Source organism: Vagococcus coleopterorum (assembly GCF_011303955.1).
GTDB lineage: Bacteria > Bacillota > Bacilli > Lactobacillales > Vagococcaceae > Vagococcus_D > Vagococcus_D coleopterorum.
Map to the genome: position 1 here is coordinate 1,444,441 of NZ_CP049886.1, position 18,935 is coordinate 1,463,375.

Here is an 18,935-nt window from a genome sequence, read left to right on the forward strand (position 1 = left end):
TTTCGACACCTTTACTGATTAGATTTTTTTGATTGAGATAACAGCACTACCTGGTAATTGCGGTGGCAATGAGCGCGTCATTGGTGCAGACCCTTCGATTTCTACTTCTACTTTTTGACCCTCTTTATAATCAGCAGCTGTTAAATCTTTTCCTAATTGGTCATCGTCTAAGTTAATGACGACACCGGCTTGAGAAAACATTTTGACGATGTCATTTTTATCTTTTACGCCTTCTGTTTCAATAATTGTCAAGACAGTTGATGTGCCTGCTTCGCGCGCATCTTCTGCTAAGACACCTGTAAAGACGGTTGCTTCTTCTTTTGATTTTTCTTCATCGTTAACTTTTGGCATTTGCGTTTCCACCGTTTCACTTGTTGCTGTTTCTTTAGTATTTTTAGTTTCTTCTTTTTTATCGCCACAGGCTGTTAAGCTTAACGCGGCAACTAGTGCTGCAGCACTTAAAATATATTTTTTTGACATGGTTATCACCTATCCTTAAATTTTTATCTTTACACTCTTATCTTACTACATTTTGATAGCGCTGACACATAAAAACCTCCAAATCCGCAAAAGGATTTGGAGGTTTGCTTTTTTTATTCTAAGAAATCTTTCAATTGTTTTGAACGAGATGGGTGGCGTAATTTGCGTAATGCTTTCGCTTCAATCTGACGGATACGTTCACGTGTCACGCCAAATACTTTCCCGACTTCTTCAAGCGTGCGCGTACGACCATCATCTAAACCGAAACGTAAACGTAGAACGTTTTCTTCACGGTCAGTTAAGGTATCTAGCACGCTTTCAAGTTGTTCTTTTAATAACTCATAAGCAGCGTGATCAGCTGGGCTTGTTGCATCTTGGTCTTCAATGAAGTCCCCAAGGTGCGAATCATCTTCTTCACCAATTGGTGTTTCTAATGATACTGGCTCTTGAGCAATTTTTAGGATTTCACGAACTTTTTCAGTTGTTAAGTCCATTTCTGCACCGATTTCTTCTGGCAATGGCTCACGACCTAAGTCTTGTAGCAATTGACGTTGAATACGGATTAGTTTGTTGATTGTTTCCACCATGTGAACTGGGATACGAATTGTACGAGCTTGGTCGGCAATCGCACGAGTGATCGCTTGACGAATCCACCATGTTGCATAAGTTGAGAATTTGAACCCTTTAGTATGATCAAATTTTTCAACGGCTTTCATTAGACCCATGTTACCTTCTTGGATTAAATCCAAGAATTGCATGCCACGTCCAACATAACGTTTGGCAATACTTACTACTAAACGTAAGTTAGCTTCAGCAAGTTTTTGTTTCGCTTCTTGTTCACCTTCTTGGATACGTAAAGCTAACTCAACTTCTTCTTCAGCTGTTAATAATGACACACGTCCGATTTCTTTTAAGTACATCCGAACTGGATCATTAATTTTAACACCTGTTGGCGCTGTTAAATCTTCTTTAACGGCAGCTTCAACGACTTTTTCGTCTTTCTTCAAACTACGAGCTGCTGGTTCACCAGATTCATCAACTAAGCTAATCCCTTGGTCTTCTACTTGTTGGATTAAATCATCCATACCATCAGAGTCTAAGTTAAACGGTGTCGCAATTTCATCTGTTAAGATATCAATTTGGGCTTCACCTTTTGGTTTGTGTTCTTTGATAAAGGCTTTAACAGCTTTGTTAAATTCTTTTTCATTGGCAGCTGTATCCGTGTCTTTAGCAGCTGCTTTCTTTTTCGCTGGCGCTTTCTTTGCGGGTGCTTTTTTAGCGGCCGGTTTTTTCGTTTCTTTTTCAACAACTTCTTTGTCGTCTTTTACTGCTTTGGCTTTTGTTGCTTTTTTAGGAGCTGCTTTTTTGGCAGGTGCTTCAGTTGTTTCTTCTTTTTTCTTAGCAGGTGCTTTCTTTTTCGCTGGTGCTTTTTTAGCTGCTGCTTTCTTAGGCGCTTTAACCTCTTCTGTCGTTTCAGTTGTTACATCTTTTACTTCGTCTTTTTTTGCCACTGATGATAGCCCCCTTATTTATCTTAAATTCTTTAAATTACGTTGAATATTAATGATTTCAATTGTTAATTCTTGTTCTAGTTGCTTATTACCCACTCGATTAGCTTCACGTTGTTCTTTGATTTTCTCTTGTTTGATGCCTTCTAATCGCGCTTGTTTAATCGCAATCAGGTAATCTGAAATCTCACGTTCCGAACTTTCTTCAGACATTTCTTGATAAAAGACCGTCACAAACTTTTGCTTTAGCGGTTCTTCTTTTAAGTAATCAACAAAGGCTGAGGCATCAAATTGACTATGGGTTAGCATGTAATCGTTAAAATGTTGGTACAACTCTTGATACTCGTCATGATTAAACGCAAAATCTGGTATCTGGTTAATTTTACCATGGACGCCGCGTTCCGTCATTAGACGATACAATAATAATTTTTCAGCATGCTCTCCAGTTGTTAATGGTCGCTCTTGGAACTCACGAACGGTTCCCGGCTGTTGTTGATAAACGGGTTCTTCCACCATCTCTGGTTCATACTGTTGTTGCTGTCTTTGTTGTTGATACTCTTGCCGTTCTTCCGTCTTAGCTTTTGCTAACTCTGCTGAAATGGCATCCACCGAAATATCAAACTCATCAGACAATTGTTTAATGTAGACTTCTCGTTCGATCACCGAATTAACTTTCGCTAATTCTTTGACCACTTGTTCAATATAAGTGAAGCGGTCTTGTTCGGTTTGCAAATTTTTACCTCGTTGATGGTAACGCATCATAAAGGTAAAGACTGACTCACGTCCGGTGTTAAAGAATGTTTGGAACTGCTCCTCACCATTCTCTTTCAAGTATTCATCTGGGTCTAAACCACCAGGAATACTTAAGACACCCAATTCAAGGTTAGTTTGTTTCCCAAGTAAGTCTAGGGCACGATGTGTGGCTTCAATCCCCGCCGAATCACCATCGTAACAAATCAATACTTGTGGTGTGGTCTTTTGAATCATGCGAACTTGCTCATTGGTTAAACTGGTTCCCATTGAGGCAACCCCATGTTTAACGCCAGCACGCCAAGCCGCAATCACATCCATAAAGCCTTCAAACAAGATTAACTCTTGTTCTTTCCGAGCATGACCTTTCGCTTTATCAAAATTAAAGAGCACTTCTCGTTTATTAAAGATATCCGTCTCAGCACTATTTAAATACTTCGGCTGTTTCGAACTATCAATCTTTTCATTAGGTAAAATACGACCTGAGAAAGCTACCGTTTGACCACGACCATCTCTAATTGGAAACATGATTCGTTGATAGAACCGATCGACTAATTCTCCATCGTGACGTTCTGACATTAAACCAGAGGCTATTTGACGTTCACGAGGAACTTCATCCCGCTCATAAATCTTTTGTAATAAGATACGCTCTGCTGGGGCAAAACCAATTTGGAATTCTTTAATGATTTCTTCCGTTAAACCACGCTCGTTTAAATAAGCTAAGGCCTCTGCGCCCACCTCGGTATTCAATAAAATGTGGTGGTACATATCAGCTGCTGATTCATGTAGCTCAATCAATGCCGCTTTTGCTTTTTGCTCAGGTGTCTCCATAGCCGGTTGACTACCCACAAAGGAAAGATCAATCGCCATGTTGCCTAAGTCCGCGACTTTTTTGACTGATTCTGGGAAGGTTAAGCCTTCAAGGTCTTGTAAAAACTTAAAGACATTCCCGCCTTTACCACAACCAAAGCAGTGATACATTTGTTTATCTTCGGCAACTGAGAAAGATGGTGAACGCTCGTCATGGAATGGACATAAACCAAAATGATTCTTACCTGATTTTTTCAGTTGAACATATTGACCGACAACATCGACAATATTGGCTTGATTTCTAATGTCCTCAATGACTTCATGAGGGATACGCTGTGACATTTTTCTCACCTCCCAGATAATTTTCTGACTGACTTAGGAAAGGCCGAGTCAATAAGCGTTCTTATTGATTCGACCTTTACCTATTTCAAGAAATAGTTATAAATAATTATAGCACATCTGACGGTGATAGCAATCGTTTAGGCTATGATTGATACCACAAAAATAGAGCCAAAACATTATTTCAATGTCTTGACCCCACTTTAATAAATTTAGTTATCCTCAAGTGATTCAGCCTTTAATTCTTTATCTTGTTTCTCATCCTCTAGACCGTCCCCTTTCAAACTTGGCGGTCCAGCCTGACTTCCGTTACTAATCCCGATACTAACTGTATAGGTCATCGGAACATAGGTATTATACGCACTCATTTCCACTACACGACCTCGTTCTTCTGATGAGTCCACATAGTAACGGTCGTAATAAATCTCTGCCCCTTTAGCACGATAGTCACTATAGAAAGATTTTTGTAAGTCCCCTTCAAGCATCCCAAAGTATGCTTTCAAATAAGGAGCACCTACAGAATAGACTACTTTAATTAAGGGCGCATCTTTCAACGGCACTAGCTCACCGGCTTTGACTGATTGAGAAATCAAGCCGCCATAAGCAACGTCAGGTGTGAAGACTTCTTTCACTTGAATATTCAGCCCCTCGACATCACTTGCTGATTCCATATCTATGTCAGAAAAATCAGGTACAGCTACTCCCTTTCCTCCAGATATTTCAAATGTGATGGCTGTCCGTTTGGCAATCTTTTCATTAGCTTTGACACTTTGAGAAACTAGCATGCCTTCTGCTATTTTGTTAGAAGCCACCTCCTTATAGGTTGCTTCAATTTGATTCGTTTTTACCCATTTTTCGACTTCTGCCTTGGCTTTACCTTTAAATTCTGGCATTGGAATTGATTTTGTTAATGCTTCTTTCCCTTTTGAGTAATAAACTACCAATTGATTTTTCCGCTTGTAGTTTGTCACGGTCACATCTTTATCTTTAAACTCTTCTTTTAAATACTTACCGGCTGCCACCGTGTCATCAAATTCTTCCATAATCGTTAAATTATCGGCGTGATTAGCTTTTTGCCAGTCAACTAGGGCTTGTTTGGTAGTAACTTTAAAATCAGGTAAAGATAAGACCGCTTCTGGATCGGCACCCATGCTAACTGTCACTTGAATTGCTTTTTTCTTTTTAACTTTTGTACCAGCCTTTGGCACTTGCTTCACAATGTTATTAGCCTCTACCTCATCGTCATAGGCTTGTTCTTCTGTTACTTTAACACTCTGATCATTTCCCCATTTACGAACCTCAGTAATGGGTTTCCCAACAAAATTACGAACTTTGACATGAGTTACTTGATAATAGATCACTCCTATCAGTAAGACAGCTAACACACTACTTAAGCCGATTAAAATCCGTTTCTTTTTTCTTTTCACTTGAAAGGTTGGATCGTGCTCCACCACATCCCCAGTCGAGGTAAAACCCGAACGCGTACCAACTGATCGACTCTTTTGTCGGGGTACATGTCCTTCATTGTTTCCTGTGAGTTTCTCACCGGCATCATTAGCTGCTGGCGAACTAGTATCTACAACTTGCCCCTCTTCAATTCTCTCAGCTGAATCTGGCTGATTAGTCACCTGTTCTTTTTCATTGTGATACTTTCCCTCGCCGAACTTTTTCAAAAAATCACTCATCTTGGCTTAAGGTACCCTTCTTCAAATAAAAAGTAGCATCTGATTGTTGAGCAATCTCTTGTGAGTGGGTGACTACCACTACACATTTATCATGTTCATGAGCCAGCTTCCTAAAAATTTCCACCATTTCCTTTTCCATTGCTTCATCTAAATTACCAGTCGGTTCATCGGCAAATATCACATCAACATTAGTTGCTAGGGCTCTAGCGATTGCCACACGTTGTTGTTCCCCACCAGATAGTTTATTCACTGTGCGATCCGCTTTATCTTTGACAATCCCAATATAATCCAACAAGTTGTACGCCACAGCTAGTTGGTTATCAGGAATCTCATTATCGGTAATCGACATTGGCACTAGAACATTTTCGACTGCTGTTAAGTAAGGAATCAGATTGTAACTTTGAAAAATAATACTAATTTTATTCCGACGATAATTTTCATATCCAATATCTTTAATATCTTTACCTTCAAATAAAACATTCCCACTTTGAGGTATTTCTAATGCACTAACTAAAGATAAAAAGGTTGTTTTTCCTGAACCAGATTGGCCCAAAATCGTATAGAACTTCCCTTTTTCAAAGGCAACTGAAGTTTCTTTCAAAATATAACGGCGTTGATCGCCATCTTGGTAATAGTAACTTAAATCCTGTGCCTCAATAATTGACATGCCCTCTTCCTCCTTACATCATAATTTTTTTAGGATTCAATCGTAAAATATAACTCAGTGGTATCACCGTTGATAAAAGGACTGTGCCAATCCCTACAAGATAAAACAGCACCACGTAACCCAGAGATAATTTAACTTGATAACTTTCTTTTATTTGCTCACTGCCAATTTCATTACCCGTTAATTGCATTAGTTCAAAATCAAAGTTACCACTTTGCTCAAGCTCTTTATCCTTTTTATTTAACTGGGTCTCAACCATTGATTGCGACACGTTTTTAGCAATTACATTACCTGTTACAACTGATAAAGTGATGGCGATGAACGCTACTATTAGAACCTCAATCACTATTTGACCTAAAATTTTGACGCGTCGTTCACCTAGTGATAGGTAAATACCTAGCTCATGTTTCCGATCACGTAAAAATAAAATGACTACTAAGGATAAAATTAGAATTGTGGCTGCTATAGCTATGAAAATAACATAAGTTGCCATCTTACTCATATTTTTCACCGGCGCTGCTATGTTGTCGTATTGATCAGTTGCCACAATTATTTTGCTGTACTTATCCGGTAATAAATCAGTAGCAGCTTTTTTAAAGGCCTCTGATTCTTCCGGACTATTCAAGATAAAAGATGCTTGATAGTATTCCCCTTCATCTTTTTGAATCTCTCCACCGTGCTCTTCTTGAGCCGCTTTTATCTCTGGGAAAAATTCATACATACTTTCTTCATAACTCTTATTAGCTGCGGAAACTGTTTTATTAGGCATATAAATGGTATTAAAATCTTGTTCGCCATCATTCATGTAACCCATTTTTTTATTATTTTTCTTGGCTGCCTCTGACTCTTTTTTTATTAAATCATAAATTCCAATCACTTGATAAACTTGTTTTTGGCTAAATATTTCTGCATTTTTACTATCTGCATCTTCAGATAAATAATTTTCTCCACTAGCATCAATAACCATTTTGTCATTGACTGCAAGATTATTAAGCTCGGCAACTTCCTTTGAAACAATGGCAACAGCTTTTCCTTCATTGACTTCTTCATCAGTGAATATCCGTCCCGCTGTCAGTTCGATTTTCTTATCCTTCATATCGACAAATTCAGGTGAATTAACCCCTGTATAGACAAAGTAATTTTCCAATAACCCACTCATACTATAACGATGGCTTTCTTCGTCATTTTCCGTTGAGTACATTTTAAACTCACGAGTCGAAACGCCCCCTGGTACACTGTAATCAAAATACTTCACTTGCGGAAGGTTGCCCATTTCAATCAATGTTTTTTCCGAAACATTTTTAGCCGGAACTATCGATTCATCACCTTCTGGTAGATTGTTATAATATTCTTCATACAAATCTGAATCCATGGCAATTGAGGCCCGTCCACCTAATTCTTTTTTGATATTCTTTTCAACACCTGTTGTCGTTTGCTGAATTGAAATGGCTCCCGCCAAAACATTACCTAAGACAAAAATCACCGCAAACAAAATAAGTGACTTGCCTTTCCTTCGTGTGATACTTGCCCATGCACGTTTCAAAAAATTCATATAAAACTCCTTTCCCTAACAAACCAAAGTAACCATATACGCTTAGACTATAGCATGAAAAAAAAGACAAAACCACAACAAAAAAGCTAGAGCCCCAAGGGGTTCTAGCTTTTTTTGTTATTTAATTTTATTTAACTGTCGCGATTACTTCTACTTCTACTAACGCACCTTTTGGTAAGCCAGCAACTTGTACACATGAACGTGCAGGTAATTCTTCACCGAAGTATGCTGCATAGTTTTCGTTGAATTGAGCGAATTGACCTAAGTCAGTTACGAAACAAGTTGTTTTAACGATGTTATCGAATGATGTTCCAGCTTCTTCTAAAATAGCTGTAATGTTTTCCATTACTTGTTTAGTTTGGCCTTCAATTGTTGTAGCTTCGATTTCACCTGTTGCAGGGTTGATTGGTACTTGACCTGAAGCGAATAAGAATCCGTTGACGATTTTCCCTTGAACGTATGGTCCGATTGCTGATGGAGCTTTAGTCGTGTTAATTGTTTTCATGATAAATCCTCCTTAGGTTTTTGTATTATTTTATAATTAATAAATCTAGACTAGCAAATGTTCTCACCATTTTAGCAATTCGATACAATTGACGTAAGCGATTTTGCTTCACAGCTTGATCATCTACCATGACCATTGTGTTCTCGAAGTAAGCTTCGATTAATGGTGTTAGATTTTTTAATTCCTGATAATTAGTTGCCATCGACTGGCTGTCAGCATTTGCTTCAATAGTTGAAACAGCTGTGTGTAAAGCTTTTTCTGACTCGTTTTCAAACAAGCTTGGATCAACGTCACCCGTGACTTGCTCTGCTAAAAGTTCTTGACCTTTTTTAGCTAAGTTAATCACTCGACTTAGAGCTTCAATCGCTGGTTTATAATCACTTGCTGCTGAGTGCTCTTTTAAGATACCGGCAGCTAAAACCATGCGACGTAAATCTGTTGAATCACTAGCGATTACAGCTTCAATTATATCATACTTAGTATCTGCCGAAAGTAAGAATTGTTTTAATCGAGCGTTAATAAACTCAACCATTTCTTCTTCCGAATTACTAATCTCAATGCCATATTTAGCTATGTCTTGATTGATTGCTTCTTTGATTTCAGCTTGAATGTCTTTGACTGGGAAGCCCCATTCATTAGCATCCACAATTCGAACGATACCTGCTGTTTGACGGCGCAAACCATAAGGGTCATTTGAACCACTTGGAATCATACCAGCATTGAAGAAACTCATAATAGAATCAAGTTTGTCAGCGACTGCTAAGACTGCACCAATCGTTGAGGCTGGTAAGTCCCCATCAGCGGATGTTGGCATATAGTGCTCACGAATCGCTTGAGCTACTGCAGGTGTTTCACCTTGCATTAAGGCATATTTCTCCCCCATAATTCCTTGTAACTCTGGGAATTCACCCACCATATTTGTCATTAAATCAAATTTATAAATTTCAGAAGCACGTTGTAAGTCTGCTAATTCTTCAGTTGATAAACCTAAACGCTTACCTAACAACTCAGAAATTTTACCAACCCGAATCATTTTCTCATAAATCGAACCAATTTTTTCGTGGAACGTCACATTTTTCAGTTTCTCAACACATTCTGCAATGGTTAAGGCTTGGTCATCTTTATAGAAGAACTCACCGTCTTCAAGACGAGCTAATAAGACTTTCTCGTTCCCTTTGATGACATTCTCGATAAATTGATCGTTACCATTACGAACTGACACAAAGTGCGGTAATAATTTACCAGCTGCGTCTGTCACGTAGAAATAACGTTGGTGTTCCTTCATTGATGTGATTAAAACTTCTTCTGGAATGTCTAAATACTTCTCATCAAAGTTACCCACAAAGGCCGTTGGGAACTCTACTAAGTTATTAACCTCTTCTAATAAGTCTTCATCAACGGCAACGGTGAAGTTGTTTTCAACATTTAGACTTTCAATTTGTTGGCTAATTAACTCTTTACGTTCAGTCGCATCCACCAAAACAGATTGATTACGTAAATCAGATTCATACGTATCCGCACTTGTAATATCAGTGTTTTCCCCTAAGAAACGGTGACCACGACTGTTACGACCTGTTGTTAAATCTAACAGTTCAAACGGCACAACGGTTTCATCTAATAACGCAACTAGCCAGTGAATAGGACGAATGTATTTGAAATCGTAACTACCCCAGTGCATGTTAACTGGGAAGTTAATACTTTTAATCACGTCAGGTATGTCGGCTAAGACTTCTGCGGCCGTTTTACCTGCCACAAATTTATTAACGTGGGCATATTCCACGCCTTTGATTTCTTTAAAGAAGATATCCTCTGGTGTCATGCCTTGTCCACGAACGAATCCTTGGGCCGCTTTTGACCAGTTGCCTTCTTCATCTAAAGCAATCTTTTTAGCGGGACCTTTGGCTTCTTCTTCAATATCTTCTTGTTTTTCAGCTAAGCCATTGACACGAACAGCTAAACGACGAGGCGTTGAAAATTCTTCAATTGAATCAAATGACAAACGATTTTCTTCTAAGAATCTAGCAGTTTTTTCTTTTAATTGTAAGACACTTGGTGTGACCACGTGTGCGGGCATTTCTTCTAAACCAATTTCTAATAAAAAGTTGTGAGTCATCTTATTCCGCCTCCTTTTCTGTCTCTTTGTTTAATAATGGGAATCCTAATTTTTCACGCTCAGCTACAAAAGTTTTCGCTAATTCACGAGCCATTTTACGAATACGTGATAAGAAACCAGCACGTTCAGTCACCGATACCGCACCACGAGCATCAAGCAAGTTAAAAGCATGACTACATTTTAAAACGTAGTCATAAGCTGGGTGAACTAGACCTTCAGCAATACATTTTTCAGCTTCAGCTTGGTATTTTTCAAATAGGTCAAATAACATTTCTTGGTTACTCACTTCAAAAGCATATTTTGAATGTTCATATTCAGGTTGGAAGAAGATTTCGCCATATTTAACGCCTTCAGTCCACTCTAAATCATAGACACTTTCCACTTCTTGAACGTATGACGCTAAACGCTCAATCCCGAAAGTAATCTCACTAGTTACTGGGTTACACTCTAGGCCCCCAACTTGTTGGAAGTAAGTAAACTGGGTAATTTCCATCCCATCTAACCAAACTTCCCAACCTAAACCAGCACAACCCATTGATGGGTTTTCCCAGTTATCTTCAACGAAACGAATGTCATGTTCTAATGGATTAATCCCAATTAATTCTAAACTTTGTAAGTAAAGTTCTTGAATATTATTTGGTGAAGGTTTCATCACGACTTGGAATTGGTGGTGTTGGAACAAACGGTTTGGGTTTTCACCATAACGACCATCATCAGGACGACGTGAAGGCTCAACATAAGCCGCATTCCATGGCTCAGGACCAATAGCACGTAGGAACGTATACGGACTCATAGTTCCCGCACCTTTTTCAGTATCATATGATTGCATTAACATACAGCCTTGTTCAGACCAAAATTTTTGCAAGGTTAAAATCATTTCTTGCACGGTTAATTTCTTTTTCATTGTTGTCACTCCATTCATTTAATTTCACGTAATAAAAAAGTCCCTATGCTAGACCAAGGTCTAACATAGGGACGACTAATCGCGGTTCCACCCTACTTCTGATAATTGTATCAGCAGCTTCGTTAAGGTTACTCCAGAGCGCCTCTTCGGTTGGTATTAAGGAGTGGCTTTCACGATCCCACCTCGCTAAACAATAACAGTCAACTTACTTTTCTCTTTCAACGTAACTATTTAATTCTTCTATTATAATAGCCTTTATTCTCCTTGATTGTCAACTGTTTCATCAGGTTTATCTAAGGGCTTCAACATCCCTTCCCAGCTTTTCATCTGGTCAATAAACTTCTTACTCTTCAGTCTGACACCGGTAAACTCATCATATAATAAATCAACAGTTTGACGAATGGCTAATTTTGTATCAGGTTTCAAATCAATGCTCTCAATTTTATCTAAAGTGATAGCTGAAAACAATCGGATAAAATGAATGGCTTTTGGGTCCGCATGGTAACGATGATCGTCTTCACCAAAGTGACGTTGGCATAAAACACCGGAGAACTTTGAGGAAAAATCAAACTTCCCTTGCGTCTCGCCACAGACACAACAACTTTGCCACTGGAACTCAAAACCGAAACGATTTAACAGCTGAACCTCAAAAATATTGGTAATGATTTCGGAATCCATTCCTTTGTTTAAATAATCTAATGCCTGTCTAGTAAAGCCATATAAAGCTGGATCATAAGTCTGATCTTCAATCGCTACATCCACAAGATTTAAGATGTAAGTAGCATAAGCACTGACAAAAATATCTTGTTGAATCAGTTGGAATGGCTCTACTTCTTTAACATCATTTAAAAAGGATAACCCTTCACTGTTCATCTGACCAATGTAGACAGCCTCTGTGAAAGGACGAGTGGCACTGGTCAACACACTATTTTGACGTTTCGCATTGCGGACAAAAAACATTAACTTGCCATATTTTTCAGTGAAAATTTTGACTAACTGATCTTTCTCACGATGATCACGAGCAAATAAAATTAAACCTTTGCTTTCTCCTTGAACGGCCATGCCACTCCTCCTTTCTCAAAAAACAAAAGGGCTGAACAAAGTCAGCCCCGAGTTGTTTAATAATCCATCTCACGGTAACCGTAGTCTTGGAGATGAGTTGACTTATCACGCCAGTTTTTCTGAACTTTAACCCAAAGTTCAAGATAGACTTTGTTACCTAATAAGTTCTCAATATCTTTACGGGCTTTAATCCCAACATCTTTCAACATCTTACCGCCCTTACCAATGATGATCCCTTTTTGGCTTGAACGTTCTACAATGATTGTCGCTTGAATATGAATCTTATCATATTCATCACGGCGCATATCTTCTACTACAACCGCTACTGAATGCGGTACTTCTTCACGTGTTAATAGCAAGACTTTTTCACGGACTAATTCAGAAACGATAAAGTATTCTGGGTGGTCTGTTACTTGGTCTTCTGGGAAGTATTGTGGACCTTCTGGCATTTTATCTTCTAAAATGCTTAATAAGTTTTCCACGTTATTACCTTCCGTTGCTGAGATTGGAATAATTTCGGCGAAGTCCATTTGCGCACGGTAATCATCAATAATCGGTAGTAAGTCATCTGGTTCAATCGTATCAATCTTGTTAATGATTAAGTAGACCGGTGTATCACTTTTTTTCAAACGTTCGATGATAAAATCATCACCACGTCCGCGAGGTTGTTCGGCACTGACCATGAATAAAGTCGCATCTACTTCACGTAACGCACTGTAAGCTGTCTCAACCATAAAATCGCCTAAACGGTGTTTTGGTTTATGAATACCCGGTGTGTCGATAAAGACGATTTGTGAGTTATCTGTTGTGTAAACTCCTTGAATTTTATTACGTGTCGTTTGTGCTTTATCACTCATGATGGCAATTTTTTGCCCCACGATTCTGTTTAATAATGTTGATTTCCCTACGTTAGGACGACCAATGATCGCCACAAATCCTGACTTATGTTCTGAGCCCATCTTCTTTTGCCTCTTTCTCTAAAGGAGCAGCAAATTTCACACCCGCTGCTCTCATTTTTATTAAACTAATTTTGGTAAAAATAATATGATGCCGATGATGACTGCCACTAAACTTGCAAATAAGACTAAGCCGGCTGCCACATCTTTGACTTTTTTTGCTAACGGATGAAATTGCTTCTCTGTAACCAGATCAACCAGGTTTTCAATTAGCGTGTTCAACATTTCAAGTCCAACCACTGCAGCAATTGTCATGATTAAAACTAACCATTCCATCTGGTTAAAACCTAGAAACGTTGCTAAAGCAATGACTAAAACTGAGATCACAAGATGAATTTTAAGATTACGTTCTTCAACTAAAGCTACCTTCCATCCTGCTAAGGCATGGTACAGCGCTTCTTTGAAGTTGCGGTTTTTATCAGTCTGTTTATCGCTGTAAGCCATAAGCATCCAAGATTTCTTTTTGCAAACCAAACATCTCTTTTTCATCTTCTTCAGTCATGTGATCATAACCATTTAAATGTAAGAAACCATGAACAGCTAAGAAACCTAACTCACGTTCATAACTATGACCATACTCTTCTGCTTGTTCAGCAGCGCGTTCGATTGAAATCATAATATCGCCTAAATCACGAGGCATCTCTTCCCCTAATTCAGCGAAGTTGATTTCAAACTCTTCAGCCATATTTTCTTCATTAGCAAAGCTAATCACATCTGTCGCTTGATCTTTGTTACGGTAATCGCGATTAATCTCTTGAATCCCTTTGTTATCCATAAAGGTCACCGACATTTCTGTATCGGCTGGCAATTCTAATTTGCTTGCTGCAAAGTTTAAAATCTTTTCGATTTCTGCTTGATCAGCAGAAGAGACTTTAGTGGTCTCATCAATTAGTGTTAAGTCCATCTTAGTTACTCTCCTCCTGTTCTTTTTTCATCTTTTCAGCTTCTGATTGCATTTTAGGATATTTAATTCTTGAGTGGAAGGTACTACATAAACCATTAATTAATGACTCTTCCACAATCCGAATTTCTTTCATTGTTAATCCTGTATCATCTAACTGACCATCAATTAAACGTTTTTCAATCAAGTTATTAACGAACTTACGAATTTTTTCATTTGTTGGGTGATCCATCGCACGGACCGCTGCTTCACAAGTATCTGCCAAACTAACTACACCCGCTTCTTTCGTTTGCGGACGAGGTCCAGCATAACGGAAGTCCTCTTCTGTGACTTCGGGGTTACGTTCTTTGGCTTTTGCATAGAAGTAACTCATTAACGTTGTACCGTGGTGTTGTTGACAAATATCAATCACCATTTGTGGCATTTTTTCTTTTTCTAAAATCTTAACCCCTTCACTAACATGGCTAAAGATAATTTCTTTACTATCTTCAGGAAGTAAGAAGTTGTGAGGATTCTCTGCCCCATCTGGTAAGTTTTCTACGAAGAAATTGGCATGTTTAATCTTACCAATATCGTGATAGTAACAACCAACACGGGTTAATAATGAACGACCACCAATATCAGCAACGGCGTTGGCACTTAAACTAGCTACCATCATACTGTGGTGATATGTTCCTGGCGCTTCCACTAATAATTTTTTCAATAGTGGATGATTTGGATTACTCAATTCATTTAACACAATCATACTGTCATCATTCAATAATAATTCAATATAGGGATGTAAACCAACAGATGTCACGAATGTGAAGACACAGCCTACTAATGAGAAAATTAAAATCGTAATCGTTTTGTTGTCACTGAACTCCATCCCTTGGTACGTCACCATGACTAACATCGCTAGCATTGGTAAAGCAATCAACCAAACGGCCGCTGCTTTTAACTGACGACCAATTCGATCGCGCTGTACAAGTGGTGCCATCAAACCAGTGAACATATACATCACTGCAATCAACAGTAAGGTACTTGTTCCTAATAAATCATAGTAGATAAACAAGGCAAACATCACTTGGAAAATCGCACCGATGATACTAGCTCGGCGATTAATAAATAAGTTTAATACCAATGGTGTAAAGGCTGCGGGGAATAAGAACGGCATTGCCGATAAACTTTCCGACTGCAACATTTGGAAACCTTTCATTAACAAGATTCCCACAATCATCATCACACCATAGAAAGTAACTAAACGCACTTTCACTGCCATACCAGGCGTGTGATAAACAATATACGCTAAAACTCCGACTTGGATTAAAATAACCAAAGCTAGCGCGACTAATGGGAAAACCGACTGCTTACGATTTGTTAATCCTAATGAATCTAATTTCTGAATAGCGGCTTGGTCAATTTGAACCCCTTCACGGACAATAACTTCCCCTTGATAAATCATTGAAGGCGCAACATTCTCGCTTGCTTGCGCACGTAATTCTTCTGTACGCTTCTCATTGGCAGCTTCATTAGATACGATTGTTCTTTCCATAATTGGACTAGCCACTGATTTTAATGTGCTATCCAAATCAGAATTTTCAACGTCAGAAATCGCTTTTTGTTTAATAGCATCTAATTGTGTCTCACGGATGGGTTCACCCATGATTTTTTTCACATTATCAACACTATACTTTTCAATCTTATCGAAATCTGTCTGTCCTAGGTTAAATAATGTTTCAAACACTCCAGTAGAATAACCTTGATAGTAAGGGACATCATCCTGATCCCCAGTTTCAAATTTCTTTTTCAAACTCGCTAATTTATCTTCCATGGCAACATCTTCGCCACCATTTTTAGCTTTGGCTTTATTTGATTCTTCTTTAACTTCAGTAATCATTTTGAATAGATGAGTTACTAAGTCCCCTTGCTTTTTCACAAGTTCTTTATTAAAGGTATATTCTAAACTAACGGCTTCGGCTGCTAACTTGCGCTTAGCTTCGGTATCCTTTTTATTTTCAATTGTCTTATTGGCACGAATTGTTTCTTCCGCTAACTGCCCTTCATGAAGTGTCACCACTTTTTGACGAACATTTCCTGAAATTAATAAGAACGATAATAAGGCAAAAATAATGCCCGCTCCAATAATATAACGATGACCTAGGACCATTCGTTTACTTGTTTTAAAATCTAGTTTCATTTTTCAGTATCCCCTATTTACTTTGACTTTCAGACTGATTAAGCGATGTTGCTTTCTTTACTTCATCAGTCGTTTTGTACGCTTCAATAATTTCTGCCACAACTGGATGACGAACCACGTCACTTGAGTTGAACTGAACAAAGCCAATCCGGTCAATTCCTTGCAAAGTCTTTTGACCATGAATTAAACCACTTGTGACCCCTCTCGGCAAGTCAATCTGTGACGCATCACCATTGACAATCATTTTAGAATTAAAGCCCAAGCGTGTTAAAAACATTTTCATCTGAGCAATGGTTGTATTTTGTGCCTCATCTAAAATAACAAAAGCATCTTCTAGTGTTCGACCACGCATATAAGCAAGTGGGGCAATTTCAATCACGCCACGTTCCATTAAGCGGTTGGTATGATCCATGCCAAAGACACTGTACAACGCATCATACACCGGACGTAGATACGGATCGACTTTCTCTTTTAAATCACCCGGTAAGAAACCTAAGCTTTCGCCTGCTTCAACCGCCGGCCGAGTTAAGATGATTTTTTGAACTTCACCTTTTTTCAATGCCGCAATTGCCATAACAACAGCCAAGAAGGTTTTACCTGTTCCAGCTGGTCCAATCCCAAAGGTCACATCTTTTTTCTTAATAGTATCAACGTAATGTTTTTGACCTAAGTTCTTTACACGAATCGCTTGACCGTTTTTATCACGTAAGATTTCTTGGTCATACATATCACGAAAATACTCCAATGTCCCCTTGTTCACCATCTTCAAAGCAGTGACGACATCTGGTGTCCCCACAGGAATACCACGTAAAATTAATCCATGTAATTCTTTTATTACTTGGAAGGTTTGTTGTACCGCTTCTTTTTCACCGGTAATCTGGATCATATCACCACGACTATGAATCGTCACATGCTGATTTTCTTCAATTAATGTTAAGTGTTGGTCATTTGTCCCTAGCAGCTGTTGTGCCTCAGTTTGATCCTTTACTTGAATATCGATTGTTTCATTGATTACCTCTGTCAAAAAAAGAACATCTCCCTTAAATTAGTCTATAATTAGTACTCTAAATATACCATACTTTGCGATTTGGCAAAAGTTTTCCATTCTTATCTTTTTATCATTTTCAACAAAAGAAAAGACTAACCAAATATTGGTCAGTCTTAATATTATTTCAGCAATTCTTTCACGATACTATTCACTAATGCTCCGTCTGCTTTACCTTTTGTTTTTGGCATCACAGCACCCATCACTTTACCAAACTCTTTAGCTGAAGTTGCCCCTGTAGCTTTGATTGCTTCTTCAACGATTTGACGAACTTCTGCTTCATCTAGTTGTTTTGGTAAATACTTCTCAACAACGACCATACCCGCTTCAACACCCTCGACTAAATCATCGCGTCCAGCTGCTTTGTATTCTGTCACTGAATCACGTCTTTGTTTCATCTCACGAGCTAGAACTGAAAGTTCTTCATCAGCAGTTAAGTCTTCACCTTTAGCAATTTGTTCATTTTGAACAGAAGCTTTCAATAAACGCAAGACGTCTAAGGTTGCTTTATCTTTGGCTTTCATTGCTGTTTTAATATCTTCATTTAATGTTGTAAGTAATGACATATCATTCACTCGCTCTCTTTTATTTTATATGTTTAATATAGCATATAACCTACTATCCATAAAGTTTGACGCACAAAAAAACCAGCAGACAAAGTCTACTGGTCATAATGTTAAACTGATGAACTCTAATTAAAATTAGAATTTTTTACGCTTACGCGCAGCTTCAGATTTCTTCTTACGTTTTACACTTGGTTTTTCATAGAATTCGCGTTTGCGGTATTCTTGTAAAGTACCAGTTTTTGAAACGGAACGTTTGAAGCGGCGAAGAGCATCATCAAGAGATTCGTTTTTCTTAACAACTGTTTTTGACATACAAATTCCCTCCCCCCGGGCTTAAAAAGTAACCGTCATTAAATTTACATTCAATAAACTGTCCTTTTGTTATTATATCTAATCTCGTTTTCAACGTCAACTATCTTTTGCTGTTTCTAGCATTTATTACTGACAATTTGCACATAAACCAAAAATTTCAAAGCGGTGACCTGTAATTTTACAATCTGCTAGTTGATCTTCAAAATAACCCATGGGACACATATTGATCTCTTTTGTACTGCCACAGTTTGTACAAATAAAGTGATGATGATGTTCATGATTGTCGTGGCTACAGTGGAAACGAAATTTTTTTTCGCCATTCAATTCAGTTTCTTCAATCACGCCATGGATAGAAAAATCATTCAGGTTGCGGTAAATTGTATCATAACTGATTCCGGTATAGAGTTTATTCATATGTTGGTAAACTTCTTTGGCACTCGTATAACGATCCGCTTCAAACAAATAACGCAGAATTTCTTCTCGTTTTTTTGTCGTCTTAAAGCCGTTCTTTTTTAAAATATCCAAAGCCTTAAATACTTGTTTACAGCCCATCTGTCCACCTCTTCTCTTAGCTCTATGCTATAATATAAGAAAGACAATT

18 protein-coding genes are annotated in these 18,935 nt (G+C 38.3%); all 18 read right to left on the reverse strand.

Translation table 11 applies throughout. The features are described from left to right. Positions 1-18: 18 nt before the first annotated feature. Positions 19-480, reverse strand: a complete 462-nt coding sequence (locus G7081_RS07260; RefSeq protein ID WP_166008273.1) for a hypothetical protein — start codon at positions 478-480, stop codon at positions 19-21. A gap of 113 nt (positions 481-593) precedes the next feature. Further along, complete coding sequence (rpoD, locus tag G7081_RS07265; protein WP_238786677.1) at positions 594-1,652, reverse strand: RNA polymerase sigma factor RpoD; 1,059 nt, start codon at positions 1,650-1,652, stop codon at positions 594-596. Positions 1,653-2,009: 357 nt separating this feature from the next. Beyond that, positions 2,010-3,890: a DNA primase gene (gene dnaG, locus G7081_RS07270; protein ID WP_166008274.1), complete on the reverse strand. Its 1,881-nt coding sequence runs from the start codon at positions 3,888-3,890 to the stop codon at positions 2,010-2,012. A 209-nt stretch (positions 3,891-4,099) separates the two neighbouring features. Continuing rightward, positions 4,100-5,560: a PASTA domain-containing protein gene (locus tag G7081_RS07275; protein ID WP_166008275.1), complete on the reverse strand. Its 1,461-nt coding sequence runs from the start codon at positions 5,558-5,560 to the stop codon at positions 4,100-4,102. Positions 5,561-5,564: 4 nt separating this feature from the next. Then, on the reverse strand, positions 5,565-6,239 hold the full coding sequence (locus tag G7081_RS07280) for an ABC transporter ATP-binding protein (protein WP_166008276.1): 675 nt from the start codon (positions 6,237-6,239) through the stop codon (positions 5,565-5,567). Positions 6,240-6,252: 13 nt separating this feature from the next. After that, the gene (locus tag G7081_RS07285; protein ID WP_166008277.1) at positions 6,253-7,791 is read right to left on the reverse strand and encodes an ABC transporter permease; all 1,539 of its coding nucleotides are present in this window, start codon (positions 7,789-7,791) and stop codon (positions 6,253-6,255) included. A gap of 127 nt (positions 7,792-7,918) precedes the next feature. Next, on the reverse strand, positions 7,919-8,299 hold the full coding sequence (locus tag G7081_RS07290) for a RidA family protein (protein ID WP_202982291.1): 381 nt from the start codon (positions 8,297-8,299) through the stop codon (positions 7,919-7,921). Positions 8,300-8,321: 22 nt separating this feature from the next. Then, entirely contained in the window at positions 8,322-10,409 is a 2,088-nt protein-coding gene (gene glyS, locus G7081_RS07295; RefSeq protein WP_166008279.1) for a glycine--tRNA ligase subunit beta, read from the reverse strand. Between the two features lies 1 nt (position 10,410). Continuing rightward, positions 10,411-11,313, reverse strand: a complete 903-nt coding sequence (glyQ, locus tag G7081_RS07300) for a glycine--tRNA ligase subunit alpha (protein ID WP_166008280.1) — start codon at positions 11,311-11,313, stop codon at positions 10,411-10,413. A gap of 255 nt (positions 11,314-11,568) precedes the next feature. After that, complete coding sequence (recO, locus tag G7081_RS07305; RefSeq protein WP_166008281.1) at positions 11,569-12,375, reverse strand: DNA repair protein RecO; 807 nt, start codon at positions 12,373-12,375, stop codon at positions 11,569-11,571. Positions 12,376-12,431: 56 nt separating this feature from the next. Continuing rightward, entirely contained in the window at positions 12,432-13,334 is a 903-nt protein-coding gene (gene era / locus G7081_RS07310) for a GTPase Era (protein ID WP_166008282.1), read from the reverse strand. 60 nt (positions 13,335-13,394) lie between these two features. Further along, positions 13,395-13,775 (reverse strand): diacylglycerol kinase family protein, encoded by a 381-nt coding sequence (locus G7081_RS07315; RefSeq protein WP_166008283.1) that lies wholly within the window; start codon positions 13,773-13,775, stop codon positions 13,395-13,397. Further along, complete coding sequence (ybeY, locus tag G7081_RS07320) at positions 13,759-14,235, reverse strand: rRNA maturation RNase YbeY (protein ID WP_166008284.1); 477 nt, start codon at positions 14,233-14,235, stop codon at positions 13,759-13,761. Before ybeY ends, G7081_RS07315 begins: the two co-directional genes overlap by 17 nt. A gap of 1 nt (position 14,236) precedes the next feature. Beyond that, the gene (locus tag G7081_RS07325) at positions 14,237-16,411 is read right to left on the reverse strand and encodes an HD family phosphohydrolase (RefSeq protein ID WP_238786635.1); all 2,175 of its coding nucleotides are present in this window, start codon (positions 16,409-16,411) and stop codon (positions 14,237-14,239) included. Positions 16,412-16,424: 13 nt separating this feature from the next. Continuing rightward, positions 16,425-17,435, reverse strand: coding sequence for a PhoH family protein (locus G7081_RS07330; RefSeq protein ID WP_166008285.1), 1,011 nt, complete (start codon positions 17,433-17,435; stop codon positions 16,425-16,427). Between the two features lie 143 nt (positions 17,436-17,578). Beyond that, positions 17,579-18,022, reverse strand: coding sequence for a GatB/YqeY domain-containing protein (locus G7081_RS07335; RefSeq protein WP_166008286.1), 444 nt, complete (start codon positions 18,020-18,022; stop codon positions 17,579-17,581). Between the two features lie 135 nt (positions 18,023-18,157). Next, the gene (rpsU, locus tag G7081_RS07340; protein ID WP_126831326.1) at positions 18,158-18,334 is read right to left on the reverse strand and encodes a 30S ribosomal protein S21; all 177 of its coding nucleotides are present in this window, start codon (positions 18,332-18,334) and stop codon (positions 18,158-18,160) included. 126 nt (positions 18,335-18,460) lie between these two features. Continuing rightward, positions 18,461-18,886 carry a Fur family transcriptional regulator gene (locus G7081_RS07345; RefSeq protein ID WP_166008287.1) on the reverse strand — a complete coding sequence of 142 codons (426 nt, stop codon included), beginning with the start codon at positions 18,884-18,886 and terminating at the stop codon, positions 18,461-18,463. Between the last annotated feature and the right edge of the window lie 49 nt (positions 18,887-18,935).